The following is a 26,988-nucleotide window of genomic DNA, read 5'->3' on the forward strand; positions in this document are numbered from 1 at the left end:
CGGCTATCGATGGACAATGAGCGACGAGCAGGAACTCGGTATTACCGAGTCGAAGGAGTACAACACCGGCGAGTGGTACGCCGAGGTCGTCCAGAAGGCGGGCCTTGCGAACTACGGTCCGGAGGGGATGAGCGGCTTTATCGTGACGCGGCCGCGCGGATACGCTCTCTGGGAAGCCGTCCAGAACTATCTCGACGGCGAGTTCAAGAAGACGGGCGTCCAGAACGCGTATTTCCCGCTTTTCATCCCCGAGAGCTATCTCGAACGTGAAAAGGACATCGTCGAAGGCTTCGACCCCGAAGTCGCGTGGGTCACCCACGGCGGCCACGAGGAACTCGAAGAACGATTGGCCGTCCGTCCGACCTCCGAGTCTATCATCGCGCCGTACATGGCCCAGTGGGTCCGAAGCCACCGCGACCTGCCGCTTCGCGTGAACCAGTGGGCGTCCGTCGTTCGATGGGAGGCCACCGAAACGAAGCCGTTCTTCCGCACGAAGGAGTTCCTCTGGCAGGAAGGCCACACGGCCCACCAGACCCGCGATGGCGCGTGGGACGAGACGATGACCCGTCTCTCGCAGTACCAGTCGCTCTACGAGGACGTGCTTGCTATCCCCGTGCTCCGCGGCGCGAAACCCGAACACGACAAGTTCCCCGGCGCTGATACAACCACGACGGTCGAGGCGCTCATGCCCGACGGCAAGTCCGTCCAGGCCGGAACGTCTCACTATCTCGGCACCTCGTTCGCCGACGCGTTCGACCTTACCTACACGACCGAAGCTGAAGAGGAAGAACCCGCACACACGACCTCGTGGGGTCTCTCCTGGCGCTCGCTCGGCGCGCTCATCATGACGCACTCTGACGACCAGGGGCTCATCTTGCCGCCGACGGTCGCACCCGAACAGGTCGTCATCGTCCCCATCTGGCAGGCAGACACACAAGAGAAGGTCCTCGACTACGCCGAAGGAATCGCCGACGAACTCGAAGACGCCGGCGTCCGAGTCGAACTCGACGACCGCGACGAGCGCAATCCCGGCTTCAAGTTCAACGAGTGGGAACTCAAGGGCGTCCCGGTTCGCTTCGAAATCGGACCGAACGAGGTCGATGACGAAGTCGTCACGGCTGTCCACCGACCCGACGGCGAATCGGTCGAACTCGACCGCGAGAACATCGCCGAAGCCGTCCAAGAGCAGTTCGACGAGGTGTACGCGAAACTCTACGCCGCCGCCGAAGCGAACCTCGAATCGAACGTCCGCGAAGCGTCCGCTCGAAACGAGATTCTCGGCACCATCGGCCAACACGGCGGCTACGTGAAAGCACCGTGGTGCGGCGACGAGTCCTGCGAGGAAGAAATAAAAGACCAAATCGCCGCGGAAATCGTGATGGTTCCCTTGAACGACGAGGACGCAGAGATTCACGACGGCGAAGACTGCGCTATCTGTGGTGAGAGCGCAACCGAGACCGCGTACTTCGCTAAATCGTACTAACGCACCGAGAGCAGTTTTTTCACACGGTCGTTCGACGTGTTCGTCGTCTGTCGAATCATATCTAGTCTCTATACCAACACTGGATATGTCCTTATATGATATTGTAACACCCTTATGGTTTCAGGAAAAGTTGCTTATGGTGGTAGTGAATCTACCGGGGTATGACCAAGCCACACATAGACGCACCCTCCGCTCAGGCCGGGTTAGCCGACCCGACCGACGAGCGGTCGAACTGCGGCGTTGGGGCCGTCGTTGACCTCGAAAACGGCGCTTCGCACCAAGTCGTCGCCGACAGCCTCGAACTCCTCGAAAACCTCGAACACCGCGGCACCACCGGAGCCGAAGAAAACACCGGTGACGGCGCTGGCATCCTGTTTCAGCGACCAGACGCGTTCTTCGACGCGGTCGTCGAAGGCGACCTTCCCGACTGCTACGCGGTTGGGTCGGTCTTCATGCCGACCGACGACGAGGTCCGCGAACGCGTTTCGGCGGTTGTCGAGGATGCGCTCGCCGCTCACGACCTCTCTGTGTTCCACTGGCGCGACGTCCCGACAGATAACTCAGAACTTGGTGCGACCGCGCTCGAATCGGAACCCGACGTTTGGCAGATGTTTGTCGAACCGGCGGCGAACGCCGAGATGGACGCCGACGCGTTCGACCGCGCGCTCTACGTCGCGCGCCGCGCCGCCGAGAAAGCGGTCGAGGCGCTCGCCGTTCCGGGCGCGCGGCGATTTTACGTCTGTTCGCTCGACCGCAAGACCATCGTCTACAAGGGACTTCTTACGGCCGAACAACTCCCGGCCTACTACCCCGACCTCGGCGACGAGCGCATCGAGACCGAACTGGCGCTCGTCCACGCGCGCTTTTCGACCAACACGCTCGGCGCGTGGCACCTCGCTCACCCATACCGGAAGGTCATCCACAACGGCGAGATAAACACCATCCGCGGCAACGTGAACTGGATGCGCGCCCGCGAGACGGACCTCCAACACGAGGCGTTCGGCGACGACATCGAGACGCTCACGCCCATCACGAAGGCCGACCAGTCCGACACCGCGAGCGTCGATAACGTGGTCGAACTCCTCCTGAAGACGGACCGCGAACTCCCGCACGTCCTTCGGATGCTCATCCCCGAGGCGTACCGCAACGACGACGCGATGGACCAATCGCGCCGCAACTGGTACGACTTCCACGCCTCGCTCGTCGAGCCGTGGGACGGTCCCGCACTCGTCGCGGCCACTGACGGCGACCGCATCGCCGCCGTCCTCGACCGCAACGGGCTTCGCCCGTGTCGCTACGAGGTGACGACCGACGGCCGCCTCGTCGTCGCCAGCGAAGTCGGCGCGCTCGACAACGACCCCGCCGAAATCGAGTCGCGCGGGCGTCTCCGACCGGGTGAAATCTTCATGGCCGACCCCGAGGAAGGTCGCGTCATCCCCGACGCCGAAGTGTTCGAATCGCTCACCGACGACAAGTACGGCGAGTGGGTCCACGACCAACAGCGCGACCTCGACGACCTCGTCGGCGACGCGGATTCGACGTCCCGCGGCGAGGTCGAATCGCTCCGCGCGACGCAAGCGGCCTTCGGCTACACCCACGACCAACTCAATCACATGATAGAGCCGATGGCCAGAGACGGCAAAGACCCCGTCGGCTCGATGGGTGACGACACGCCGCTGTCGGTGCTATCAGACCTCAACCGCCCGCTTTTCACGTACTTCAAACAGCTGTTCGCACAGGTGTCGAACCCGCCTATCGACTACATCCGCGAAAAGCTGGTGACGAGCCTCGAAGCGCGCCTTGGCTACCAGCGTAACCTGCTCGACGAGTCCCCCGACCACGCGCGGCAACTCGTCCTCGACTCACCGGTCCTCACCGACGTCGAGACGGCCGCAATCAAGGACCTCGACGACGACATGCGGAGCGCCGTCGTCGATACCACGTACGAAAAAGAAACCGACCTCCGTGACGCCATCGAAGCCGTCCGCGACGAGGCCAAGGCGGTCATCGAAGACGGTGCGGACATCGTCGTCCTCTCCGACCGCAACGTCGGACCCGACCGCGTTGCAATTCCGAGTCTCCTTGCGACGGGCGCGGTCCACCACAGCCTCGTCCGCAACGGCCTGCGCAACCACGCCGGACTCGTCGTCGAGTCCGGCGACCCCCGCGAGGTCCACCACCTTGCGACGCTCGTCGGCTACGGCGCGGGGGCGGTGAACCCCTACCTCGCCTACCAGACCATCGAGGACGTTGTCGCCGGTCCCGACGGAGCCGACGAGACGGCCGCAATCGACGCCTACGTCACCGCGCTCGAAGACGGGCTTCTCAAAACGATGGCCAAGATGGGCATCTCGACGGTCGAGAGCTACCGCGGCGCACAAATCTTCGAGGCGGTCGGCCTCGGCTCCGACTTCGTCGCCGAGTACTTCGAGGGCACGGAGATTCGCACCGAGGGTATCGGACTCGACGTCATCGAGTCCGACCTGCTCACGCGCCACACCGCCGCGTTCGGCGCGGACCCGAAGCTCGACCGCCACGGCGAGTTCGAAAACCGCTCTGCGGGCCTGCACCACGGCTGGAATCCCCAGACCGTCGGCACGCTCCAGCAGTCGGTTCGTGCCGGCGACTACGAGAAGTACAAGGAGTTCGCCGAACTCGTCAACGACCAGTCCGAGCAGTTGCAGGCGCTCCGCGGCCTCCTCGAATTCGACTCCGACCGCGAGTCCGTGGACATCGACGCGGTCGAGTCCGTCGAATCAATCGTCGAGCGGTTCTCGACGGCCGCGATGTCGCTCGGCAGTCTCTCGCCAGAAGCACACGAGAACAACTCGATTGCCATGAACCGCATCGGCGGTAAGTCGAACTCCGGCGAGGGCGGCGAGCCGCCGGAGCGCTTCGGCACCGAAAAAGAATGCAACGTCAAGCAGGTCGCCTCGGGGCGGTTCGGCGTCACCTCGCACTACCTCTCGTCGGCAGACGAGATTCAGATCAAGATGGCGCAGGGTTCGAAGCCCGGCGAGGGCGGCCACCTCCCCGGCAAGAAGGTAAACGAGATGATTGCCCACGTCCGCTATGCGACGCCGGGCGTCGGTCTCATCTCGCCGCCACCGCTACACGACATCTACTCCATCGAGGACCTGAAACAGCTCATCTTCGACCTGAAGTCCGCGAACCCCGACGCCGACATCAACGTAAAGCTCGTCTCCGAGGCGGGTATCGGAACCATCGCCGCCGGTGTCTCGAAGGCGAAAGCGGACGTCGTCCACATCTCCGGTCACGACGGCGGCACCGGCGCGTCTCCCAAAACGTCAATCAAGAACGCCGGTCTCCCGTGGGAACTCGGCCTCGCCGAAGCGAACCAGATGCTCCGCGCGACCGGCCTTCGTTCCCGCATCCGCGTCTCCGTTGACGGCGGCATGAAGACCGGACGGGACGTGGCTATCGCCGCGCTCCTCGGCGGAGAAGAGTACGTCTTCGGGACGGCGTCGCTCGTCACGTCCGGCTGTGTGATGGCCCGCCAGTGCCACGAAAACACCTGCCCGGTCGGCGTCGCCACCCAAGACGAGAACCTGCGCCGCCGCTTCCCCGGCGAACCCGACCACGTCATCAACTACATGACGTTTATCGCGCAGGAACTCCGCGAGATTATGGCCGAACTCGGCTTCACCTCGCTCGACGAGATGATCGGCCGTCCCTCGCTTCTCCGCCAGCGCGAGACGGACCACGAGAAGGCCAAACACCTCGACCTCTCGGCCGTGCTCGCCGAACCTGAGTCGGGCGCGCGCCGCAAGACCGAATCCCAAGTTCACACCGACGTAGCCACGCATATCGACCACAAACTCATCGAGGAGGCGGGCGACGCAATCGAGAACCACGAGCCGGTCGTCATCCACCGCGACCTCTCGAACGTTGACCGCGCGGTCGGCGCGATGCTCTCGAACCGCATCTCCACCGTCCACGGCGGCGACGGACTCTCCGACGACACCATCCGCTGTGAGTTCACGGGAATCGCGGGCCAGACCTTCGGTGGCTTCCTCGCTCGCGGCGTCACCATGCGCCTGTCGGGTGCCGCAAACGACTACGTCGGCAAGGGCCTCTCGGGTGGCCGCGTCGTCGTCCAGACGCCCGCAGAGGCGAACTACGAGGCCGCAGAGAACATCCTCATCGGCAACGTCGCGCTCTACGGTGCGACCCAAGGCGAGTGTTACGTCAACGGTCTCGCGGGCGAGCGCTTTGCCGTCCGCAACTCGGGCGTCAAAGCCGTCGTCGAAGGCGTCGGCGACCATGGCTGTGAGTACATGACCGGCGGCGTGGTCGCCGTCCTCGGCGAGACCGGCCGCAACTTCGCCGCGGGCATGTCCGGCGGTGTCGCGTACGTCTACGACCCAGACGACGAACTCGCGGCGAAAGCGAACACCGAGATGGTGACGCTCGAATCCGCGCTCGCCGATACCGACGAGGCGATGCTCACTCGACTCGTCGAAAACCACCTCGCGTACACCGACTCCGACCGCGCCGCGGAACTCCTCGCGGACTGGGAGTCCGTCGTCAACGACTTCGTGAAGGTCATGCCCGACGCCTACGCCGACGTCATCGCCGACGACGGCCGCGAGGACGTTCGCACTGAACTCCCCGCGAAAGCGGGCAGTGTCGTCGATGTCGGAGCGGACCGCATCGGCGCGGCGACGACGAGCGACGACTGAGCGACACTGCAGACTGCGACCAGTTTTCACCGACGCGAAGCCTTTCGTTGTCGATGCGCGCTATGGCGAACCGACCGGTAGACAGCTACGTGTCTACGAAGAGGCACGGCAGATAAAACTAGTCAGCTAGTCTATAAGTATGTAGGAGCCATACAGCAGTGTATGAGTGACGCCGAAGCGCCCGAAACGCGTATCGACGAAACGACCACTTGGCCAGACCTCGCAATTAGCCTCTACGACCGACTCACTGGACGTAACGCCGAGATTACCTACGCATTCGAAGACATGGCTGTTGACGTTCCGAGTGGCACTGGCGATGACGCCGAACACGCCCACTGGCGACTCGACGGAACGGTCCGAGTCACCACCCGTGAGCGAGAGTAATCTGGTCGCTCCGCTGTCAGTTGACACGGACGACTTCACCCTGACCGTCGCAGGCGTGTCCATGCCGGTCTCCTCGACCGGAGACCGGTTGTTCGTAGAAGTGCCGACCTTGTGGAGTGCGATACAGGTCGCTCGTGCTGTCAACTTCGACGTGGGTGGACTCGCCCGCATGTTGACAACGACTGACTTGACGACTGAACTCAGGGTTCGAGGACGAACTGTCGCGGTCGTCGGTACCGGTGCCCGGCCAGGGTTCGTCTCGCGCGAACTTGGTATCACCCCAGCGGAGTTCCGGGCCGGTGGCGCGCTCACAGCACTTGGCAATGGCGTGAGTGCCGCTGTCGGGCGTCTCGTTTCGGTGCTGCGCTGAGACCATAGCAGGTCCGTCGGGTGGCGACCGACCGACACCGACAACCTCGACTCCTTTTAACATACCTCGCCGAGAGCATCCGGTATGCCCCACAGATACGACAAGTTGGTCCGCGACGGCATCCCCGAGATAATCCATGACACCGGCGAGACGCCCGTCACTCACGTCGCCGACGGCGACGAGTTCGACCGCAGACTCCGCGAGAAGTTGGTCGAAGAGGCGACCGAGTTCGCCGAAGACGGTACACTCGACGAACTCGCAGACGTGTTTGCCGTCGTCGATGCCGTTCTCGACCGTCGCGGAGACGACTGGGAGACGCTCCGCGAACTCGCCGACGAAAAGGCCGCCGAGCGCGGTGGGTTCGAAGACGGAATCGTTCTCGAACGAGTCGAGTAGTCGGGTGTCCGCTCCGGACCGCTCCGGAACCCGCCGCCGGTTCTCCCACGTTTTTCACCGCGCGCGCCTTCGAGCGAGATATGGACAACGCACTCGTCATCGGCGGCACCCGGTTTATCGGCCGCCACCTCGTTTCCGACCTCCTCGACAACGGCTACGCGGTGACGCTCTTCAATCGCGGCACTCACGACAATCCCTTCGAGGACGACCCGCGCGTCCAGCACGTACAGGGCGACCGAACCGACGACAACGCCCTGCGGACGGCCAAACTGACGGTCGAACCCGACGCCGTCTTCGACTGTGTGGCGTACAAGCCGGGCGACGTCGCTTCCGCGGTCGATATCTTCGCCGACGTTGACGCCTACGTCTATATCTCCAGTGGGGCCGCCTACGGAACCGAAACGATTCCGAAACGTGAGGGCGTCACCGACCTCTGTGACTGCACCGACGAGCAAGCGACCGACGACTCTCCCGAGAGCTACGGGCCCAGAAAGGCCGAAGGCGACCGCGTCGTCTTCGAGGCGGCGTCGCGCGGAATCAATGCGATGTCGGTCCGGCCGTGTATCGTCTACGGCCCCCACGACTACACCGAGCGTCTCGACTACTGGATCGACCGCGTGCTGAACTACGACCGTCTCGTCGTCCCCGGTGACGGGACGAACGTTTGGCACCGCGCCTACGTCGAAGACGTTGCCAGCGCGATGCGTCTCGTCGCCGAGGAAGGCGAACCCGGTGAGGCGTACAACGTCGGCGACCGCCGCCTCGTGACGCTCGAAGAGATGGTCGAGGTCATCGCCGACGCCGCCGGAACCGATGTCGAGGTCGTCCACGCGGGCGAGCGCGAACTCGCGGCCGCCGGCCTCGATACGACCGACTTCGTCCTCTACCGCGAGTACCCACACGTCCTCTCGACCGACAAACTCGCCCGTCTCGGATGGGACTCGACGCCGGTCGAAGAAGCCATGCGGCGCTCTGTCGCCGCGCACCGCGACAGCGACCGCGACGGTTCGGAACACGACCCCGGACGCGACGCGGAAACGCGAGTCCTCTCGATTCTGGATACGCTCTGACGGGACTCGCAGGTGCTCGACGACAGGTGGTGAAAAAATCGAGTGCAGGCGTCGAAGCCGGTGTCAGCGACTCAGACTGCCGCCGTGGTCCATCTCCGGAACCTCGTCTTCGAGCCACTCGCGGAACCACTTGACGCGCTTGAGACGCTGGTGTGCGAGGCTCTGTGCCGTGTCTGACACGAGTCTGCTCGACGCGTCGCGGCCGCGTTCGAAGACGCGTTCGACCATCTCCGCGGCGTCCATGTGCGTCCGCGCCTCGTAGCCCATCCGTAGGAGCATCAACGCGGTGCCGTTGGCACCGATTTTGTCGAGGATATCGGCCTCGATGAGACACCGCGTCTCCAACGACACGTCAGTGAGCGGTCCCTGATAGGAGTGGTCGGCGACGACCTGACACACCTGTTCGATGAACGATTCGGGGTAGTCGCCGTGGGTGCCGAGGAATTCGCGGGCGACGCGTGCGCCCTCTTCGGCGTGAACCTCCTGTTCGGCTTCGAGTTTGGAGATGTCGTGGAAGAGCGCGGCGACCCGAACGACGTTCACGTCGGCACCCTCTTTCCGGGCGATGCGAGTCGCAATATCGACGACGTTGAGGATATGGTTGAACCGGTACTCCGCGGAGTGCCACGGATACCAGCGCATCCGGCCGCCGTCGTCTTCGTTCTCGACGCTCGCGGCGAGGTAATCCGAGACGAACCGCTTCATGTCCTCGAATTCGGCGTCAGAGACCGCCGACTCTTTGATTTCAACGCCCACGGTGCCGCCTCCATGGGTGTTGGCAAGTACGTATTCTCATTACACGGAATGAGGGTCGTTCCACTCTTAGGCGTTACGACACCCTGAGTCACGCACGCAGGGCCATTACTCGGCCTCGCGGCAGTTCGTGGAGAATACCCCCGAGTGGTACACCCTCAATAACCGCGGTCGGTGAGTCGGTTAGGCCGATTGCGGCGGCTCTTTTTTCGCGGGCGGTTCACAAACCCAGCCCTCTCGAACCGGAACGAGGTTGTACCCCGCGTCGCGGAGGAGCGACTTCGCCGCCGCCTCGTCGTGGCTTCCGCGGGCGTCGTGCAGTTCGAAATACACTCTCGGGCGGTGCTCTCGGAGGACAGTCTCGGCTCCGCGGAGCACGTTCAAGCCGAAGCCTTCGACGTCGATTTTGACGTGGTCCGGCGGCGGCACCGTTCCCTCATCGACCAGCGAGTCGAGACTTCGCACGGAGACGGTGGTGGTATCGACGACGCGCGCTTCCCACGCGCTCGCATGCGCCAAGGAAAACGACCCGAGTTCGTCGTAACTCGACAGGTGAAACTCCCGGGTCTCGTCGGACTGGCCGAGTCCGCAGTCGAGGAGTTCGACGCGAGAGCCGAAGTCGTTGACTTCGACGTTCGCCCGCAACTGCGAGACGACATCGGGGTTCGGTTCGACAGCGACGATGGTGGCGGTCGGTTCGGTCGCCGCGGCGGCGAGCGTGTACGTCCCCGTGTTGGCACCGACATCGACAACGACGTCTTCGTCGCCGAGTCCGATGAGTAACGCTTCGAGGAGCGCGTCGTTGCCGTGGCGGTTGTATAGTTCGTAGCTTTTGAACGCCGCTCGTCCGACGTGTTTCTTCCGCGCGATGAGGTGTCGGTTGTAGTTCGCTCGGACGAGCGCGTAGTGAAGGGAGTACGCGGCGTGCCGAACGGCCGATACTGGATGTAGCAGGGACACGTTACGTAATTGTCAACCTGAGAGAGTAAAAATCACTCGGCAGGTTACGTTCTTCGTTAGACCCTATCTCCCGAGACCACAGATGTGTATCTGACGTGTATGAGAATCTACCTGCGAGAAATAGAGGTCCGAAGTTTGAGACGGTTACTGACAGTGGGTACAGTAGTGTGAAAAATGAGTTCAGAACCAGCTACTGATAGTTACTTCCTCGGGAAATATTGTAGAATAGAGTCCCAGGCGGATTCGAACCTCGGTCACTCCGCTTCGGGTCGTTCCCTGCTTCGAACCCGCGTCGTGACTACTTACTCACTGTCTTCGCAAAATAGTCCCAGGCGGATTCGAACCGCCGTCAGCGGCTCCAAAGGCCGCTATGATTGGCCACTACACCATGGGACTTCGTTCACGTCGGTCACGTATCCCGGGTTCCCGCAATCTCTCCGAGATTACTCGCTACCGTGGGACTGTGCTCGACTTCGCACTCACCGCTTATCCGCAAGTAAATGAAAACGCTTCGATTCGGCTCGGCCGGGGACGGTCAGTCCGCGGCTTCCGTCTCAGTCTCCGCTTCCGACCCGCACACGTCGAGGTACTTACATGCGTCCGTCTCGGGGTCGAAACAGTCGGGACAGTCGGCGTTCCGGTCGATGATGGTGTCCAGTCGGTCCGCAATCATCCCATCGATGACGGGTTCGAGTTCGCGGGCCTCCGCGCGGAACTCCTCAACGTCGAGGACGTTCGAGAGGAATCGCTCGATGATGCAGTAGGTCTGGAGTGCGTCGCGGGCGCGGACGATACCGTCGTCGGTGAGCGTGACGCCTTTGTACTTTTCGTGCTCTGCGAGGCCGCGAGACTCCAGTTTGCCGATCATCTCGTTGGCGCTCGCCGGGCTTACTTCCATCATGTCCGCGAGTGCGCCGGTGGAAGCCGGGCCGTTTTCCATCTGCTGCAGCAGGTAAATCGCTTTGACGTATTGGTCTGCCGTGTTCATCGTGTCACTCGCGTTCTTCCATGATCCGGGTCACTTCTTCGACGCCATCGGCTTCCTCTTCGCGGATCTCGGCGAGGGTTTCGACGAGTTCCTCGCGGTCGATGGTGAACTGTGCATCACTCGCCTCGATAGCCGTAATAACGTCGTCGTAGAACTTGTAGGCGGTCTCTTCGTTACAGAGTTGGTCGTAGAGAACGCCATCGAAGTCCTCCGGCTTCGTCTGTCCGTACTGGGCTTCGACGAGCGCCTCGATTTCCTCGAACGGGACGCTATCGACATCCAGCCGGTCGATGATGGCTTCGAGACGTTCCCGGTGGTCGGCGGACTCCTCGGCGGCGTGCGAGAGGAGGTCTCGAATCTCCTCGTCGAGTGTGTCTTCGTCGAGTTCTTCGTGGTGGTGGTAGGCGCGTGCCTCCACGACTTCTTCGAGGACGATACCGATCTGTAGGAGGCGGGCCAACTGATGGTCAGACGTGACCTGATACCCGACGCTCATGGATTCGTCCTCCACACTACTCGAAGACACGATACCACGACGTACATACACAACTGTCCGGGAGAGACTGACTTAAGCGGTTCCCTCGCGGGTCGTCAAATCGGTAAAAACGAGGTATCGAAGATGACGTTAGTGCAGGCGGGCGGCGATGAGTTCTTCGAGGTCGTCGCGGAACTCGTCAACTTCGATCTCTTCGAGGACGGGAACGAAGAAGCCCTCGACGAGCATGTTCCGTGCCTGCTGTTCCGGGATGGACCGTGAGACCATGTAGAAGAGGTCTTCTTTGTCCACCTGACCGACCGTCGCGGCGTGTGACGCTTCGGTGTCGTGGTTGTTGATGATGAGCTTCGGCGACGCGTCGGCCTCGGACTCGTCCGAGAGCATCAGCGTGTTCTCGCGCTGGTAGGAGTTCGTACTCCACGCGTCGCGGCCGACGTCTTGGACACCCTCGTAGACCGAGCGGGCCGCGTCGTCGAGGACGCCGCGGGTCACGAGGTCCGCGGTTGTGTTCTCCGCTTGGTGCCAGACGCGGGCGTTGACGTCGATATGCTGGTCGTCGTGGCCGAAGAACGCGCCGACGATCTTCGTCTCGGACGCCTCGCCGTTGAGTTCGGTCTCGACGTCACTGCGCGTGAGCCGTGAGCCGAGGTTGCCTTCGATCCAGTTGATGGTGGCGTAGGTGTCGGCGTCACCGCGCTTGAGCGAGTACGTGTACGTCTCTTCGTCGAGGTTCTGGAGCGACCCGTACTGGACGTACGAGTTCTCGCCTGCGGCGATTTCGACGAGGTTCGAGAAGTACCGTTCTTCGTCGCTTTTGTCGCCGGACTCGATGGCTTCGAGGATGGTGACAGACGAAGACTTCTCGGTGACGACGAGCGTGTGACTGAAGAGGGACCGAGAGTTCATCTCGGCACGAATCTTCACGTCCTCGGCGTTGACCTCCTCGGGGACGTAGACGAACGTCCCCGTCGTGAACAGCGCCGCAGAAAGCGCGGTGAGGTAGTTCGTTTCGAGGTCAACGACGGAGCCGAAGTGCTCTTCGATGAGGTCGCTGTACTCGTCGAGCGCCTCCGTGAAGGGGAGCACGACGACGTCCTCGGGAGCCTCGCGGGAGGTCTCGTCGGACTGATTCAGCGGATCGACGAGCGTCTCGAAGTCGAGCGCTTCGAGGTTCGTCCACCGGCGACCGGGCGTCTGAATGACGTCCGGCAGTTCGAGCTCGTCGAGTGCTTCGAGGGCCGCTAAGCGGGCCTCAAGGAGCCACTCCGGCTCGTCCCGTGCGTCCGAAATCTCACGTACTGTCTCTGCGGACAGGTTTGCGGGAAGTTGCGCACTCATTGGTTATCCGAGGCTACCCTCCATTTCGAGTTCGACGAGTCGGTTGAGTTCGACTGCGTACTCGATGGGCAGTTCCTCCGTGATGGGTTCGATGAACCCCGAAACGATCATCTGCTTCGCGTCGTCGTCGTCGAGACCGCGCGACTGGAGGTAGAAGACGTCCTCGTCGCCGATCTTCCCGACGGTCGCCTCGTGGGCGACGTCCACCGTGGACTCGTTGATTTCCATGTAGGGCATGGTGTCCGAGGTGGACTCGTTGTCGAACATCAGCGCGTCACACTCGACCGACGTCGAGGAGTTCTTCGCGCCGTTGGCGATGTGGACGAGACCGCGGTAGTTCGTGCGGCCGCCGTCTTTCGAGATGGACTTCGACTCGATAGTCGATTTCGTCTCGGGGGCGTTGTGGTAGACCTTCGCACCGGTGTCGATGTTCTGGCCTTCGCCCGCGAAGGCGATGGTGATGTGGTTGTCGGAGGCGCCGCGGCCCTTCAGGATGGACGCGGGGTACAGCATGGTGGCCTTCGAGCCCATCGACCCCGAAATCCACTCCATGCGACCGCCTTTCTCGACGATTGCGCGCTTGGTGTTGAGGTTGTAGGTGTTTTTCGACCAGTTCTGGACGGTCGAGTACTGCACGTGTGCGTCCTCGCCGACGAACACTTCGACGCCGCCGGAGTGGAGGTTGAACGCGGAGTACTTGGGTGCGGAACAGCCCTCAATGTAGTGGACTTCGGAGCCCTTCTCCGCGACGATGAGCGTGTGTTCGAACTGGCCCATCCCCTCGGAGTTCATGCGGAAGTACGCCTGAACCGGCATGTCGACTGTCGTGTCCTCGGGGACGTAGACGAACGATCCGCCGGACCAGATTGCGCCGTGAAGCGCGGCGAATTTGTTGTCGCTCGGGGGAACGCACTTCGTCATGAAGTACTCCTTGACGATGTCTTCGTGCTCTTGGACCGCTTGGTCCATGTTCATGAAGACGACGCCCTTCTCCTCCCAGCGCTCTTGCATGTTCTGGTAGACGACTTCGGACTCGTACTGGGCACCGACGCCCGAGAGGGCGTTCTTCTCGGCTTCCGGGATTCCCAGTTTGTCGAAGGTGTCCTTGATGTCGTCCGGCAGGTCACGCCAGTCGTCGACGCCGCCGCGGACTTCTACGTCGGGGCGGATGTATGGGACGATTTCGTCCACGTCAACTTCGGAGAGGTCGGGCTGGCCGGGCCAATCGGTCGGCATCGGCATCTTCTGGAACTGCTTGAGCGCGCGCAGGCGACGCTCCAGCATCCATTCCGGCTCGTCTTTGTCCTCCGAGATGACGCGGATGGTCTCTTCGTTGAGACCCTTTTCGGCCGCGAACGCGGCCTTCTGCTCCTTCTTGAACTCGAAGCGAGCTTCCGTGTCTGTCTCTTTTAGGTGGTCTTGGTCGGAACTCATGATGTTGTGGGGTTACGCGGCTTCGTAGACTTCCTCACGGACCCAGTCGTAGCCCTTGTCCTCAAGCTCGGACGCGAGGGACGCGTCGCCGCTCTTGACGACTTTCCCGTCGAGCATGATGTGAACGTGGTCTGGCTCGACGTATTCGAGGATACGCTGGTAGTGAGTAATCTGGAGGATACCGGTGCCCTGCTCGTCGCGCAGTGCGTTGATACCCTTCGAGACGTCCTGCAGGCGGTCGATGTCGAGACCGGAGTCGATCTCGTCGAGCACCGCAATCGACGGTTCGAGGATTGCGGCCTGCAGAACCTCGTTTTGTTTCTTCTCGCCGCCGGAGAAGCCGGCGTTGAGGTAGCGCTGCATGAACTTCTCGTCCATGTCGAGGAGTTCCATCTTCCCTTTGAGGAGCTTCTGGAACTCGGCGACACCGATTTCGCCGTCGTCAACGTTGCCCTCCATCGGGGAGGTGTCGTAGCCGACGTCTTCGTCGTCGTCTTCCTCGTCCTCGCCGAAGAGGAGTTCCTCGCGCTCGTCGATTTTCGCGTTGAGCGCGGTGCGGAGGAAGTTCGTCATCGTGACGCCCTCGATTTCCGCGGGGTACTGGAAGCCGAGGAAGATACCGAGCGCGGCGCGCTCGTTCGGTTCCAGGTCGAGGAGGTCCCATGAACGGGCGTCGGACGGAATGTCGAGACCGCCGAAGTCACCGTCCTCAAGGTGAAGGAGAATTTCTCCTTCGGTTACTTCGTAGGCGGGGTGGCCGGCGATAACTTTAGAAGTCGTAGATTTGCCGGACCCGTTCGGACCCATCAGTGCGTGGATCTCGCCGGATTTGACTTCCAGGTCGACACCTCGCAGAATCTGCTCACCATCGTCCTCCGCGACACGTGCGTGGAGGTTCTTGATCTCGAGAGTTGCCATCGTTGGTTCGTTGCCTCGTACTCGAAGGGTGGGGAGTATCACCCATAATGCTTGCGCATTCACCCCTGGCACCTTTTGTAGAAAGAAAATTTGTTTTCAAAAGCACAAAGAACTGCAGTCTGTTCGTGACATATGACTGAGTTTCAGTCAGCCAAACGCAGTTACACACGAGAGGGCTACGTAACCGAATATAGTTTCAATAGCGGTGGACGGACTGTCGAGTTACATGAAGCTCCCGAGACCGGTCTGTTCTTGACCGCTTTTCACCTCGTCCCAGGACATGCCGAGCGCTTCGATAACACGGGCAATCGGGCCTTTCAGCGTCTTGTCGAGCATCGTATCCCAATCGACTTCGAACGCTTCGGGAATCTGGTCTGCGTACTCGAAGCTGATGACGTCCGGGTCGCGCTTGAATTCGCGGTAGAGGTCGTCAACCTGCGGGTCGAAGTCCCCCGTTTCCATCTCCCTGAACCACGACGGATGGACTTTTTCGAGGTAGACGCGCTTCGGCTTCGACCCGCGACCGAAGTTCGTTCCGAGAAAGGCGTTGGCGTACTGCGCCCCGCGAACGTGTGCGGTCGGCGTCTCGTAGGCAGTCAGGCGTTTCCCGATGCCGCCGGGGATACCGACTTCCTCAAGCGGTAGGTTCCCCGCTTGGAAGTCGGTGATGATGTCGTGGAGATACTCTTTGATATCCTCGGTGTCCTGCCCGTGGACGATCATGTCGATGACGTTCTTTTGGACTTCCTTCGTAATCTGGGCGATGTCGGAGCGTTTGTACTCGAAGCCCGTGATGTCGATGTCGTCAACGTCTTTCCCTTCTTTCCAAACGATGTGGCCGGCGTAGCGCTTCTTTTTTCCCGCTTGGAAGAACCGTCGGTAGAGTTTCTCGAACTCGATTTGGAAGCGGTGTTCGTCGGCACCGAGCGCCTCCTGTGCGAACTCGTCGTAGGCGGCGTTGATGTGCTCCTCGATGTCGAAAGACTGCTCGATTGCTTCCTCCGTGGACACGTCGGGACCGAGTTCGAGCATGACCGAGTCGGTGTCGCCATAGGCCACGTCGTATCCGATTTCGTTCGCCGCTTGCTCGGTGAACTCGATGACTTTGCGGCCGGTCGCCGTCACTGCCGCGCCCATCTCTTTGTCGTAGAGGCGGAAGCGGTCCCAACCTAGGACGCCGTACAGCGAGTTCATGATGACTTTGACGGCTTGCTGTTGGCGGTCAAACTGGTCGTATTCTGACGACCCCGGTTCGTGTTCGTTTCGGAGCCCCTTTTTCTCCTCGCGCTCGGTGAGGAGTTCATCGACCATCTCCCGAATCATGCCATCCGGCTCCTGTCGGAAGTGGGTCCCGTTGGGTGCGCGGAAGATATCGCCGTCGTAGGTCTCGGGGTCAACTTTCGTCTCCGGCGACGCGTTTATCGTCACCATACACATCGGGTACAGCGACTTCAGGTCGAGCACCGTGACGTTCTCTTTGACGCCCGTGATGGGGTCGAACACGGCACCGCCCTCGTAGTCTTCCGACTCCTGTTTCCCTTTCGAGGGGAGTGCGAACTCGCCGTGGACCTTGTGCAGAACGTAGATGTCAACGGTGTCGCCCGGCGTCGGCGCGTCTTCGAGCTTACAGCCGACGAACGTCCGCACCTCGTCCCAGAAGGCGACGATATCCTGCTTGCGGTCGATTTCGACACACAACTCCACGTCGCGGAGATTGTATTCGAGGAGTCGTTCGGGGTCCTGTTCCCACAGGTCGCCGATGTCTCCCGAGTAGCGTTCTTTGCCGACATCGAGTTCGAGTTCGCCCACCGCGTCCAGTCGGTAGGATTCGAGTTCCGTGAACTGGGTGCGCTTGTACGCATAGAGCAAGTCGAAGACGACCCGACCTTTGATGTCCGGGCCGCCCCAACCGCCGCGCCAGACTTCACCGAGCCGGGACATGCGATTGTAATCGAGGTCGTAGTCGCTCGTCGGATTCAGTACGTCGAGTCTGTCGAGGAAGTACGGCGCGTCGAAGTCCTCGAAGTTCCAGCCCGTGAGCACGTCGGGGTCCGTCTTTTCGATGTACGTGACGAACGCGTCGAGCATCGCATCCTCGTCGTCGAACGTTCGGACTTCGACGTCGGCACCCTCTCGGAGGAAGTCGTAGTTCGGAAGCGCCTCGGGTCGCTTCCCGAGACCGTCTTCAGCGACCGCGTGCCAGACGATATATTCGTCTTCGTACGAATCGTGGCTGGTGAGACAGATAATCGGCTCCTCGCCGTCTTCGGGGAAGCCGTTGCGGTCGTTCACCTCGATGTCGAAGGTGTTCACCCGGAGGTCCGCATCGACCGCGGTCGGTTCGATTTCCTGATGCGGGATTTGAATCGTGCCGTCGTCGAGGCGACGTGCGGGGACGCGAACGCCGCCGTTGATGTCCTTGTCGATGAGCAGACGGTTCGGGAAGAGGATGTCCGCTTCGTAGTGGTCGAACTCGTCACGAATCTGCCCGACGTCGCGGGGTGTTCGAGCGAATATCTTGGTCAGTTCCTCGCCGCGGATACTTTCGTACCCGGCGTCGGTGCCGGTGATAACGTCCTTGTCGAGTAGGTCGTCGTCGAGGCTGTCAGTGGGAGCGTAGAAGTACGGTCTGAACCCGAGGACGCGGACGTGTTCGGCCTCATTGTCCGCCGTCCGGCCGAAGAGGTGGACGACCGGGTACTCGTTTCGTCCCGCACCTTCGATGGTGTAATCGACCTGGGTGACGGCGAGGTCTACCGTCCCGTCGGGGTCGGGAAAGCGTACCTCGTCCGTGTCGATGACGTCGGAGACGTGTTGTCCGGCGTCGCCGGCGACGATGGCGGCTTCCTCGTCGGGCCGCGTGTCGCCTGCTCCAGACCCGTTCTCGTCGAACTGGGCGAACGTAGATTGGTCCTCCCGGGTAGGCATAGGCGGGATTTCGGCACCACCCGGTAAAAGCAACCCCCTTCGGTGTTAGCGAACTCGTCGGCGAACCACGAAAAGACATATATTTGTGCATGACATTCGTTGCCACACGATATGACCGACCACGCATCACCAGGACGGTGGGACGGCACGATCGACGGCACCGGACCGACGGGTCCGACAGGAGCCGAGACGATCGAATCCTACGATATCGACGGTGGTGTGGTGTTCTACGATGCGGAGAACCCACTTGCATGGGTCGAGGCGACGCGGTCGATGCGCCTCGACGATTGCGCCTAACTCGTAAAACGGGCTTTTTTTCTCGGTACAGCGTCTCGACGCGAGCGTGACGGACGACGAGCGACGCGAGGACGGTCGGAAGACGACGGAGCCGTCTTCTCCCAGCCATCAGGACCCAGCGCGTTCTGGTGACGACATTGCCTCCCGAATCGACCCCAAAAAGCGGTGGGGCGATCCGGAGGCTCGGTGGGGAGACCCCGAAACAGAACTTCCGAACATCCCGCGCGTTCGTATTCCGGGCGAAGACGACCCGGCGACCGAACCAGACGAAGACGACGAGGACCAATCGTTCTCCGCCGACATCGACCCCGAAGCGGCGCGACTCTTCTGGGCGAGCGTCGTCCTCGCAAACATTGGTGTGGGCGGCGTCGCCGTCGGCGCGATGCTTCTTTATTTCCGCGACGACCTGCTCGTCGGCGGCGGTCTCGTCCTCTTAGGTATCGGGTCGCTCGTCCGCGTCTACTTCACCTATAGGGAGTTCGAACGCGGCGAGTGGTCGGACGACGAAGTCGCGGACGCTGACGACGACACGACGACCATAGACGATACCGCCAACGCCGGTGACCCCGACCGAATCGAATCCGGTGAGCCTGGCGGTTCCGACGGTTCTGACGGTTCCAGCGACCCCAGCGAATCCGGCGACCCCGACGACTCCGACAAACCCAACGAACGCAACCGATAACAGTCGCCGACGCGTTCGACCCGCCATGCGAACCGTTCGCGCTCCCGACGGCCGACGCTACCTGCTCGTCAAGCGCTCCAGCGACACGAGTCGCGTCCGCGACCCGGGGACTGGTGCGGAGCGACACATTCCGAACGACGAACTCGAATACCTACACGGCGAGTCGCCGCTCGAAACCGCCGCACGCGCCGTCCCCGAGTCGGTTCGTCGAATTCTCGTTGCGGTTCCGACAGAGCGCGGTCTCGGACTGCTCGTTGACCTCGCCGACCGTGGACCGCTCCCCGTCGTCGAACTCCTCGACGCGTACGACCTCTGCGAGAGCGACCTCCACGGTCTCTTGACCGAATTCAAAATCGCAGGCCTCATCGAGGAAACGACGGTCTACGGCGAGCGAGGCTACGAGGTGACCGACACCGCTAAAGATGGCGTCGAGCGATTACGCGCCGAAAGATAGCCCCGGTCCGTCGTTCTCGGCTGGGGTCGCCGTTGCCGGTTGGTTCGCCGCGCTCTGTTCAGTCGTCTGCGAGCGCGTTTTCGAGCGTCGGCGCGTCGGTCCGCTCGACGGTCGAACGGTTCGTCGTCGGGTTCTTTTCGACGCGAACGAGGTCGTCGGCCGCGCCGACCAGTTCGTCGTCGTGGCTGACGATGAGAATCTGCTTGACGCCGCGGTTCTGCATGTCTTCGACGAGGTCAACCAGCCGTGATACGTGTCCGGTGTCGAGGAACACGGTCGGTTCGTCGAGAATGAGCGGCGGAAGCGGGGCCGCGCCGTCGATACCCTCCGCGAGCAGTCGGTAGATGGCGCACCGCAGACTGAGGTTGAAGAGAGCGCGTTCGCCGCCGGACAGTTGCTCCGGTTCGAGCGCCGTCCCGTCTTTTTGGAACACCGTCAGGCCGTACTCGCCGTCGAGTCGGATACGTGAGTAGGCGTCGTTGCCGTAGACGAGGTCGAACGTCTCGTTGAGCATCCGTTCGAGGACTTCGACGTTGCGCTGGCGGAGTTCCGCCCGGAGGTCGCCGTAGGTCGATTCGAGCGTCGAAACCTCGTCGTGGAGCGATTCGAGTGCGTCCACGCGCTCGGCGAGTCCCGCGCGGCGTTCGCGGAGTTCGTCGAGGCGTTCGAGGTCGGCGTTGACGCCGCCAATTTGACTCTGCAGGTCGTCGCGTTGCTCCCGCAAGTCCGGGAGGACCTCGGACTCGACTCGCTGGAGATACGTTTCGGCCTTTTCCTTGCTCGATTTGGCTTGTTCGACCGCCGCTTCATCGACCGTCTCGCGGAGTTCATCGCGCCGGTTTTGACGCTCTTTGAGATGTTCGCGTCGTTCGCGGTTCACGTCCGCCAGCGTCTCGCGTTTCTCGCGCAGTCGCTCGCGGGCATCGACGGCGTCGGACCGCTCGTCGAGGAGCGATTCGACACGACGCAGTTGCTCCCGTCGCGCATCGAGCGCGTCGAGGTCCGCTTCGAGCGTTTCGACCGTCTCACGCACCTCCGCCGCGCGCTCGGCCTGCGTGGTCGCGGCTTCGCGTTTCTCTGCCGCCTCGGTTTCGAGGGCTTCGGCCTCGTTGCGTTTCGTTTCGGCCGCCTCGCGCCGCGTTTCGACCGTTTCCTCGTGGTCGGCGATTCGCTCGTCGGCGAGTTCGAGTCTGTCTGCGTGGGAGTCGGCGCGGCTCTCGGCGTCCACCAGTGCTTCCGCTTTCTCGACGGCCGATTCCAGTGCTTCGAGGTCCGATTCGAGCGTGTCCCGCTCGGCTTCGAGAGATGCGATCGCGTCTTCGTGTTCGCTGATCGCGTCCACGTGCGGGGAGCCATCGACCGGCTGGCCGCACTCGGGACATTTCCCCGCGTCGCGGAGTTCCTCGGCTTCGGCGAGTCGCTCGCGGGCGTTTTTCAGTTCGGTCTCTGTCTCGGCGAGTCGCTCGCGGACCGCCGAACGGTCACCCCGACGTTCGTCGAGCAGGGCGGCCGCATCGCCGAGTTCGACGGGCGCGTCGGCGAACGACACCTCGATAGTTTCGAGCGAGGATTCGATATCCGCTCGGGTTTCGCGGACGGATTCGAGTTCACTCGCCGCTTTCTCCGCGGTCTGTTCGTCCGCGTCGGCCGCCTCGCGTTTCTCCGCGGCGCGCGCTTCGAGTTCGTCAGCGCGCTCTTCGAGCCGTTCAGCCTGCGCCGAAAGCCCTTGTGCTCGCGTTCGAGCCTCGGAGAGTTCGTCTCGAATCGCCGCCTCTCGGTCGTCGAGTGCCTCACGACGGGAGGCGATTGCATCCACGTTGGCGTCGGCGAGGTCCATCTCTTCGACCGCATCCTCGATTGTTCGGTCGAGGTCGTCGATGTCGTCGCCGAGTTCGCGGATGCGCGTCGTGAGTTTGTCGCGCTCGGATTCGTCCGCCGCGACTTTCGATTTGAGGTCGTCGATGGCGGACTCGACTTCGGCGAGTCGCTCGCGTTTTTCGGCGTGTTCATCCAGCGTCGATTGCGCGGCGTCGCGGGCCTGCTTGGCTTTGTCTCGTTGGGCCTCATAGTTCTCGATTTTCTCGTCTACGTCGGCGAGTTCGGATTCGAGCGCGTTGAGGCGAGCGTGGAGGTCCTCGTCTTCTTTCGCCGTGATTTGTGACTCGATATCTTCGAGGACGCTCCGCTTGCTCGTCAACACGTCTTCGACGCCGAGGCGAGCGTTTCCGGCCCGCTCTCGGTACTGTTCGAGTTTCCCGAGTTGCAGGAGGTCGTCTATCATGTCCTGCCGCTGGGTCGGCGTCGCGTTGATGAGTTTGTTCACCTCACCTTGCTGGACGTACGCGCAGTTGACGAACGCCTCGGCGTCCATCCGCAGCAGCGACCCGACGTGCCGCCGAACGTCCCGTGCGCCTTCGACGGAGCCGTCCGGCCCTTCGAGAACGCACTTTGCAGTGGTCGCGCGGTCGCCCGAAATTCGGATTCGACGGTCGATGCGGTACTGACCGCCGTCGTGAACGAATTCGAGCGAGATTTCGGCGTCGTCAGCGCCCGCCGTCACCACGTCGTCGAGCGTTCCTGCCAGCGCTTTCGACCCGTAGAGAGCGAAGAAACACGCTTCGAGGAGCGACGATTTTCCGCTGCCGTTGACGCCGTGAATCACCGTAACGCCGTCTCGGAGGTCGAGTTCGGCATCCTCGTACGGCTTGAAGTTCTGAATACTGATGTGCGTGAATCTCATGCGAAATCACCCAGTGAACTGTCGCGGTCGACGTCCGGTTCTGAATCGGCGGTCGATTCGGTCGTCTCAGTGGTCGTGTCGGCCTTGTCGGTACCGTCGGTATCGTCGGCCGGAACCGACTCGCCGTTGGTCGCGGCTTCGCCGTCAGCGCCGACTGAAGCCATCGGTTCGCCGGGGTCGCTCGCGTCGTCGCGCCCACCGGTTTCGGACGCGTCCGTCGCATCCATGGCGTCCGAGTCAGCGGTTTCGAACGCGCTTCCACGTTCGTCTTCGGACAGAATCGACGTGACGCGCTCTCGAACCTCGTCGCGGACGTTCGAGTCGGCGACCTTGCTCGCGCGAACCGTCTCGTCAACGTCGAGTGCGGCGCTCGACAGACCCATCTCGCGGACCCGTTTTCGGACCGCGTCGTCGGGGTCGGCGAACGACACCTCCGCCGAGAGCGCTTCCTCGTCGTCGAGTTCGCGCCGGTCGTTGACGCGGGCGATGAGCGCGCCCTGTTCGGCGGCGAACGACTCGACCGCCGCGGGAGTGACCGAATCGCCCTCGCCGATCAGGTCAACGATACTCACGGCGTCTTCGAGGTCGAACTCGCGGACGCGCTGGCGCACGCGTTCGATTCCTTCGTCGCCGGAGAGTTCGACTTCGATGAACTCGAAGGGGCGCGTTTCGAGCGTTCGACGGCGGATATCGACCGTCGAGTCGGCGAACTCGACGAGATTGTATCCGCGCGGGTCGCGTTCGCTCGCGCTCGCACGCTCGGTCGAACCACAATAGGTCACCCACGTCCCGTCGAGGGTCGCCGTATCGGGGACGTGATTGTCACCGAGGAGGACCGCGTCGAACTCGACGTTCGAGTCGGCGAGGACCGTCTCCGTCTCCCAATCGGCGTGGGCGAACGGCGTGAAGAGACCGTGGCCGACGAGTGCCGCTTGCGATTGGTCGTGTGGTTCGAACTGGTAGTCGAGTTCGTCCCGTCGGGACCGCGGCACGTGGTCGAGTCCGTAGAACGCCACGTCGCCGACGACGTGCGGCTCGCTTCCGAGTCGCGTCGCCAGTCCGAGTCGTTCAAAGAGGTCGAGCCACTGACCGCCGCGCGTCGATTCGTGGTTCCCGACGATGGCCAAGAAGGGGATTCCGGCGTCGTCGAGACGGCGGAGGGCGGCGAGCGTCCCGAGCAGGTCGGGGAGTTCGGGACGGCGGTCGTGGTAGAGGTCCCCCGCGTGGACGACCGCGTCTACGTCCTCCGAGCGAGCGTCTGCGACGACCTGTTCGAAGGCGTCGAGAAAGTCCTGGCGGCGCTCCGGCGAGTGGTACTGCTGGTACCCGATGTGGGTGTCGCCGGTGTGTATCACCCGTGTCATCTACGTTCGGGTTCGCCGCCACCGCTCAAAACGGTTGTGCGACGGCGCTGTTCGGAACTGTCTCTGTCGCCGGGCGTCGATTCGACGGTATCGAGCGCCTCACGGAGACGAGAGAGGTCCGAAAGGAGTTCGCTTCCCTCGCGGGCACAGTCGTCGTGGCCTTCTCGGGCCGCGGCACCGACGGCGCGCCGCAATGTTACTTCGCCGCCGTCGTCGAGAAAGCGGGCCGCTTCGGAGACGTCGGAAAAAGCGTCGCGTGCGACGGCGATACTCTCGGTCGGCGGTCGTGGCTCGTGGGAAGAGTCCGGGTCGGCGAGTGCTTTGAGCGCGTGGCCGACGGCGACGGGGTCAGTCATACGCCGCCGTGGTGCCGTGTTCGCACTTAAAGTTTCAGCGTGTAGAGTCGCTTCCGCGCGTCCGAAAAGGAAAACCGCGAGTCAACTGCGCCTTCGTCTTCGAGACGCGAGAGGGCGTACCGGACGGTCCGCGGCGGAAGAAGCGACTCCTCGGCGATCTGGCTCTGCGTGAGCGTGTCCTCGTAATCGAGTATTTTTGCGACTAGCTTCGCGCTCGGTGGCATGTCTCGAACCGTTTCCCACCGGTCGTCAGACTGTGGTTCGGACTCGTGTTCGACTGCTTCCGTGGTGCTCATCGTATCAGAACCCAAGGAATGCTATTAGATAATATTTGCTATCCTGTTTTATTACCATGGTGAATATATGTGACGCGCGTCAGACTCGTCATATCCCCTGAAGACGCGCCATAGGCGGTGAATCCCTCACACACCCGAAGCCTCTTATGAACCTGCACCCTATCCCGGATGATGACCGACACTGTGGACGACGTCGATCTACCCTACGACAAGGATTCGGCGTCGCAGCAGGAGAAGATCACCGCCCTTCAAGAGCGGCTCGAAGTTCTCGAAACGCAAAACGAGGAGATGCGCGACAAACTCCTCGACACGAACGCCGAGAACAACAAGTATCAGCAGAAACTGGAGCGTCTTACCCACGAGAACAAGAAGCTCAAGCAGTCACCGCTCTTCGTTGCGACGGTACAGGAAATCACCGACGAGGGGGTCATCATCAAGCAACACGGTAACAACCAAGAGGCCCTCACCGAGGTGACAGACGAGATGCGCGAGGAGTTAGAACCCGACGCGCGTGTCGCCGTGAACAACTCGCTTTCTATCGTCAAGCGACTCGACAAGGAGACCGACGTCCGGGCGCGTGTCATGCAGGTCGAACACAGCCCCGGGGTCACCTACGAGGACATCGGCGGACTCGAAGAACAGATGCAGGAAGTCCGGGAAACCGTCGAGATGCCGCTCGACCGCCCCGAGATGTTCGAGAAGGTTGGTATCGACCCGCCGTCCGGCGTGCTTCTCTACGGCCCGCCGGGGACCGGCAAGACCATGCTCGCCAAGGCCGTCGCCAATCAGACGAACGCTTCGTTCATCAAGATGGCCGGCTCGGAACTCGTACACAAGTTCATCGGCGAGGGTGCCAAACTCGTCCGCGACCTGTTCGAGGTCGCCCGCGAGAACGAACCCGCCGTCATCTTCATCGACGAGATCGACGCCATCGCGTCGAAGCGGACGGATTCGAAGACCTCCGGCGACGCCGAGGTCCAGCGGACCATGATGCAACTCCTCGCCGAGATGGACGGCTTCGACGAGCGCGGAAACATCCGCATCATCGCGGCCACGAACCGCTTCGACATGCTCGACCCCGCCATCCTTCGCCCCGGCCGGTTCGACCGCCTCATCGAGGTTCCCAAGCCGAACGAGGACGGCCGCGAAATCATCTTCAAGATTCACACGCGGAAGATGAACGTCTCCGACGACGTGGACTTCGTGGAACTCGCCGAGATGGCCGAGAACGCCTCGGGTGCAGACATCAAGGCGATCTGTACGGAAGCCGGGATGTTCGCCATCCGCGACGACCGCACGGAGATTTACATGCAGGACTTCCTCGACGCGTGGGAGAAGATTCAGCAGGAAGCGGCGGACGAACCAGACATCTCACGCGCGTTCGCGTAACGCGAAGCGGCCCGCGGGACCGTTTCGATTTCGCCGTCGGTTCGAGGTTCGGTTCCGTCGTCGATTCGAGGCTCGAATTCGTTTTTCGGCCGCTGACTCCGTGAGTGACGACCGTACGAAGACGACGGTGACAGACGGTGATGAATGACGACGGGCGGTGACGGCGAATGGCAGTAAAACAGGGCGAACGCTACCGGGACAACGACGACAACTCAGAGAGATACGATAGCGTGGACAGCGTTCTGTCTACGAAATCACGAGGTACGGGAGAACGAACAGCACGACGAACATTCCGGTGAGGATGATTCCGTAGCCGACGAGCGTCGCCGCCGCGGTCAGCCACGCTTCACGACGACCGGGGAGTTCAATCGCAGACATGGTTTGGGTGTCGCGGTCGTCCATGATAAATCGTTGGTCTTCGTCGTCCGAGAGACTGCAAGCGGCGTTACGCCGCGTCCCACTCGAGAGCAGGCAGAGGAGCAGGAGCCATCAGATAGCCACCGAATCCGAGCGTCCAGAGGAGAATCGGATACGCAACGTACCGCTCGACGCCCCCATCCCGAGGAACGCCAGTGGGTGTGGAATGCCGAGCACACCCAACCCGATGAGACTCCCGAGGAACAAGAGGACGAATCCACCGACTGCGGCAGAGAGGTACTTGAACGGCGTCTCGATGACGCGGGACGCGACGACCGCCGACACCGCACCGAAAAGAACGTCAGCAGTGCGAATATCTCGTCCATCGGGGCTTCGCTACCGTCGAAGATGCCGACGCCGAGAACACCGAGACCGAGCAATCCGAGGGCGAGGGTAATCACGCGGTCACGAAACGTCTGGTGTATGAAGTACGTCGCTCCGAGGTCACTAATCTCCTGTACACCGGCGTTGTATCCGGGGTAGAACGCCTCGGCGGTGATGATTCCCATGAGTGCGACGAGTCCAAAGAGAAACAACAGCGCGCCAGCGACGAACCGCTGGCGAGCAACACCGTAGACGACTCGTTGGCTCCGATGCGTGCTGTGTCGCCTGTGTGTGAGACCGAGTCGGGTTTGTCATGGAAATCCCCTCACTCAGACAGACGCGCGGCAGGGAGAGCTTCGGACACGATGGCTCTCAGTCGATGAGAGCCGAAGTGGGACCGTCGGCCGCCCATCGGAACCCGAACGACTGAAATCGAATCGGTCGTACC

General features: G+C 62.2%; 24 protein-coding genes and 1 tRNA gene. 10 read left to right on the plus strand and 15 right to left on the minus strand.

Annotation, left to right across the window (positions count from 1 at the left end):
* Positions 1–16: 16 nt before the first annotated feature.
* From proS to C440_RS15120, 6 genes are all read left to right on the plus strand, one after another.
* A complete protein-coding gene (gene proS / locus C440_RS15095; protein ID WP_008321491.1) occupies positions 17–1,483 on the plus strand; it encodes a proline--tRNA ligase in 1,467 nt (488 codons plus the stop codon).
* Between the two features lie 161 nt (positions 1,484–1,644).
* Positions 1,645–6,186, plus strand: coding sequence for a glutamate synthase large subunit (gene gltB, locus C440_RS15100; protein ID WP_008321493.1), 4,542 nt, complete (start codon positions 1,645–1,647; stop codon positions 6,184–6,186).
* A gap of 162 nt (positions 6,187–6,348) precedes the next feature.
* Entirely contained in the window at positions 6,349–6,570 is a 222-nt protein-coding gene (locus C440_RS15105; protein ID WP_008321494.1) for a hypothetical protein, read from the plus strand.
* A complete protein-coding gene (locus C440_RS15110; RefSeq protein WP_008321495.1) occupies positions 6,557–6,940 on the plus strand; it encodes a hypothetical protein in 384 nt (127 codons plus the stop codon). Before C440_RS15105 ends, C440_RS15110 begins: the two co-directional genes overlap by 14 nt.
* Before the next feature lie 84 nt (positions 6,941–7,024).
* Complete coding sequence (locus C440_RS15115; RefSeq protein ID WP_008321496.1) at positions 7,025–7,336, plus strand: nucleoside triphosphate pyrophosphohydrolase; 312 nt, start codon at positions 7,025–7,027, stop codon at positions 7,334–7,336.
* Between the two features lie 80 nt (positions 7,337–7,416).
* The gene (locus C440_RS15120; protein WP_008321497.1) at positions 7,417–8,406 is read left to right on the plus strand and encodes an NAD-dependent epimerase/dehydratase family protein; all 990 of its coding nucleotides are present in this window, start codon (positions 7,417–7,419) and stop codon (positions 8,404–8,406) included.
* A 63-nt stretch (positions 8,407–8,469) separates the two neighbouring features.
* On the opposite strand, the gene C440_RS15125 is transcribed toward C440_RS15120, so the two are convergent.
* From C440_RS15125 to C440_RS15165, 9 genes are all read right to left on the minus strand, one after another.
* Positions 8,470–9,162, minus strand: a complete 693-nt coding sequence (locus tag C440_RS15125) for an HD domain-containing protein (protein ID WP_008321498.1) — start codon at positions 9,160–9,162, stop codon at positions 8,470–8,472.
* A gap of 180 nt (positions 9,163–9,342) precedes the next feature.
* Positions 9,343–10,119 carry an FkbM family methyltransferase gene (locus C440_RS15130; protein ID WP_008321499.1) on the minus strand — a complete coding sequence of 259 codons (777 nt, stop codon included), beginning with the start codon at positions 10,117–10,119 and terminating at the stop codon, positions 9,343–9,345.
* Positions 10,120–10,442: 323 nt separating this feature from the next.
* A tRNA-Gln gene (locus C440_RS15135) sits at positions 10,443–10,515 on the minus strand.
* 139 nt (positions 10,516–10,654) lie between these two features.
* The gene (locus C440_RS15140; protein ID WP_008321500.1) at positions 10,655–11,107 is read right to left on the minus strand and encodes a metal-dependent transcriptional regulator; all 453 of its coding nucleotides are present in this window, start codon (positions 11,105–11,107) and stop codon (positions 10,655–10,657) included.
* Positions 11,108–11,111: 4 nt separating this feature from the next.
* Positions 11,112–11,603 carry a hypothetical protein gene (locus C440_RS15145; protein WP_008321501.1) on the minus strand — a complete coding sequence of 164 codons (492 nt, stop codon included), beginning with the start codon at positions 11,601–11,603 and terminating at the stop codon, positions 11,112–11,114.
* 129 nt (positions 11,604–11,732) lie between these two features.
* Positions 11,733–12,941, minus strand: coding sequence for a Fe-S cluster assembly protein SufD (sufD, locus tag C440_RS15150; protein ID WP_008321502.1), 1,209 nt, complete (start codon positions 12,939–12,941; stop codon positions 11,733–11,735).
* A 3-nt stretch (positions 12,942–12,944) separates the two neighbouring features.
* Positions 12,945–14,375: a Fe-S cluster assembly protein SufB gene (sufB, locus tag C440_RS15155; RefSeq protein WP_008321503.1), complete on the minus strand. Its 1,431-nt coding sequence runs from the start codon at positions 14,373–14,375 to the stop codon at positions 12,945–12,947.
* 12 nt (positions 14,376–14,387) lie between these two features.
* A complete protein-coding gene (locus C440_RS15160; RefSeq protein WP_008321504.1) occupies positions 14,388–15,293 on the minus strand; it encodes an ABC transporter ATP-binding protein in 906 nt (301 codons plus the stop codon).
* Positions 15,294–15,515: 222 nt separating this feature from the next.
* Positions 15,516–18,221 carry a DNA-directed DNA polymerase gene (locus tag C440_RS15165; protein WP_008321505.1) on the minus strand — a complete coding sequence of 902 codons (2,706 nt, stop codon included), beginning with the start codon at positions 18,219–18,221 and terminating at the stop codon, positions 15,516–15,518.
* Between the two features lie 111 nt (positions 18,222–18,332).
* On the opposite strand from C440_RS15165, the gene C440_RS15170 reads away from it, so the two are divergent.
* The 3 genes from C440_RS15170 to C440_RS15180 are packed head-to-tail and all read left to right on the plus strand — an operon-like array spanning position 18,333 to position 19,654.
* Positions 18,333–18,518, plus strand: a complete 186-nt coding sequence (locus C440_RS15170) for a DUF7331 family protein (protein WP_008321506.1) — start codon at positions 18,333–18,335, stop codon at positions 18,516–18,518.
* Between the two features lie 46 nt (positions 18,519–18,564).
* Positions 18,565–19,200 (plus strand): DUF7322 domain-containing protein, encoded by a 636-nt coding sequence (locus tag C440_RS15175; RefSeq protein WP_008321507.1) that lies wholly within the window; start codon positions 18,565–18,567, stop codon positions 19,198–19,200.
* A 25-nt stretch (positions 19,201–19,225) separates the two neighbouring features.
* On the plus strand, positions 19,226–19,654 hold the full coding sequence (locus C440_RS15180) for a DUF7346 family protein (RefSeq protein WP_008321516.1): 429 nt from the start codon (positions 19,226–19,228) through the stop codon (positions 19,652–19,654).
* 58 nt (positions 19,655–19,712) lie between these two features.
* Here the strand turns inward: C440_RS15180 and rad50 are convergent, their stop codons facing one another.
* Genes rad50 through C440_RS15200 form a run of 4 tightly spaced genes read right to left on the minus strand, consistent with a single transcriptional unit; the run spans position 19,713 to position 24,410 of the window.
* Positions 19,713–22,394, minus strand: coding sequence for a DNA double-strand break repair ATPase Rad50 (gene rad50, locus C440_RS15185; RefSeq protein ID WP_008321522.1), 2,682 nt, complete (start codon positions 22,392–22,394; stop codon positions 19,713–19,715).
* Entirely contained in the window at positions 22,391–23,758 is a 1,368-nt protein-coding gene (gene mre11 / locus C440_RS15190) for a DNA double-strand break repair protein Mre11 (protein ID WP_008321523.1), read from the minus strand. The genes rad50 and mre11 overlap by 4 nt, the downstream gene beginning before the upstream one ends.
* Positions 23,755–24,114: a hypothetical protein gene (locus C440_RS15195; protein WP_008321524.1), complete on the minus strand. Its 360-nt coding sequence runs from the start codon at positions 24,112–24,114 to the stop codon at positions 23,755–23,757. Before C440_RS15195 ends, mre11 begins: the two co-directional genes overlap by 4 nt.
* 26 nt (positions 24,115–24,140) lie before the next feature.
* On the minus strand, positions 24,141–24,410 hold the full coding sequence (locus C440_RS15200; RefSeq protein WP_008321525.1) for a MarR family transcriptional regulator: 270 nt from the start codon (positions 24,408–24,410) through the stop codon (positions 24,141–24,143).
* A 171-nt stretch (positions 24,411–24,581) separates the two neighbouring features.
* Between C440_RS15200 and pan1 the strand changes: the two genes are divergently transcribed.
* Positions 24,582–25,799 carry a proteasome-activating nucleotidase Pan1 gene (gene pan1 / locus C440_RS15205; RefSeq protein WP_008321526.1) on the plus strand — a complete coding sequence of 406 codons (1,218 nt, stop codon included), beginning with the start codon at positions 24,582–24,584 and terminating at the stop codon, positions 25,797–25,799.
* 246 nt (positions 25,800–26,045) lie between these two features.
* Here pan1 and C440_RS18160 read toward each other — a convergent pair whose 3' ends face one another.
* Both C440_RS18160 and C440_RS18100 read right to left on the minus strand, forming a co-directional pair.
* Positions 26,046–26,177 carry a hypothetical protein gene (locus C440_RS18160; RefSeq protein WP_275040248.1) on the minus strand — a complete coding sequence of 44 codons (132 nt, stop codon included), beginning with the start codon at positions 26,175–26,177 and terminating at the stop codon, positions 26,046–26,048.
* Between the two features lie 111 nt (positions 26,178–26,288).
* Complete coding sequence (locus tag C440_RS18100; RefSeq protein WP_008321528.1) at positions 26,289–26,501, minus strand: hypothetical protein; 213 nt, start codon at positions 26,499–26,501, stop codon at positions 26,289–26,291.
* Between the last annotated feature and the right edge of the window lie 487 nt (positions 26,502–26,988).

This window comes from Haloferax mucosum ATCC BAA-1512, assembly GCF_000337815.1.
Lineage (GTDB): Archaea > Halobacteriota > Halobacteria > Halobacteriales > Haloferacaceae > Haloferax > Haloferax mucosum.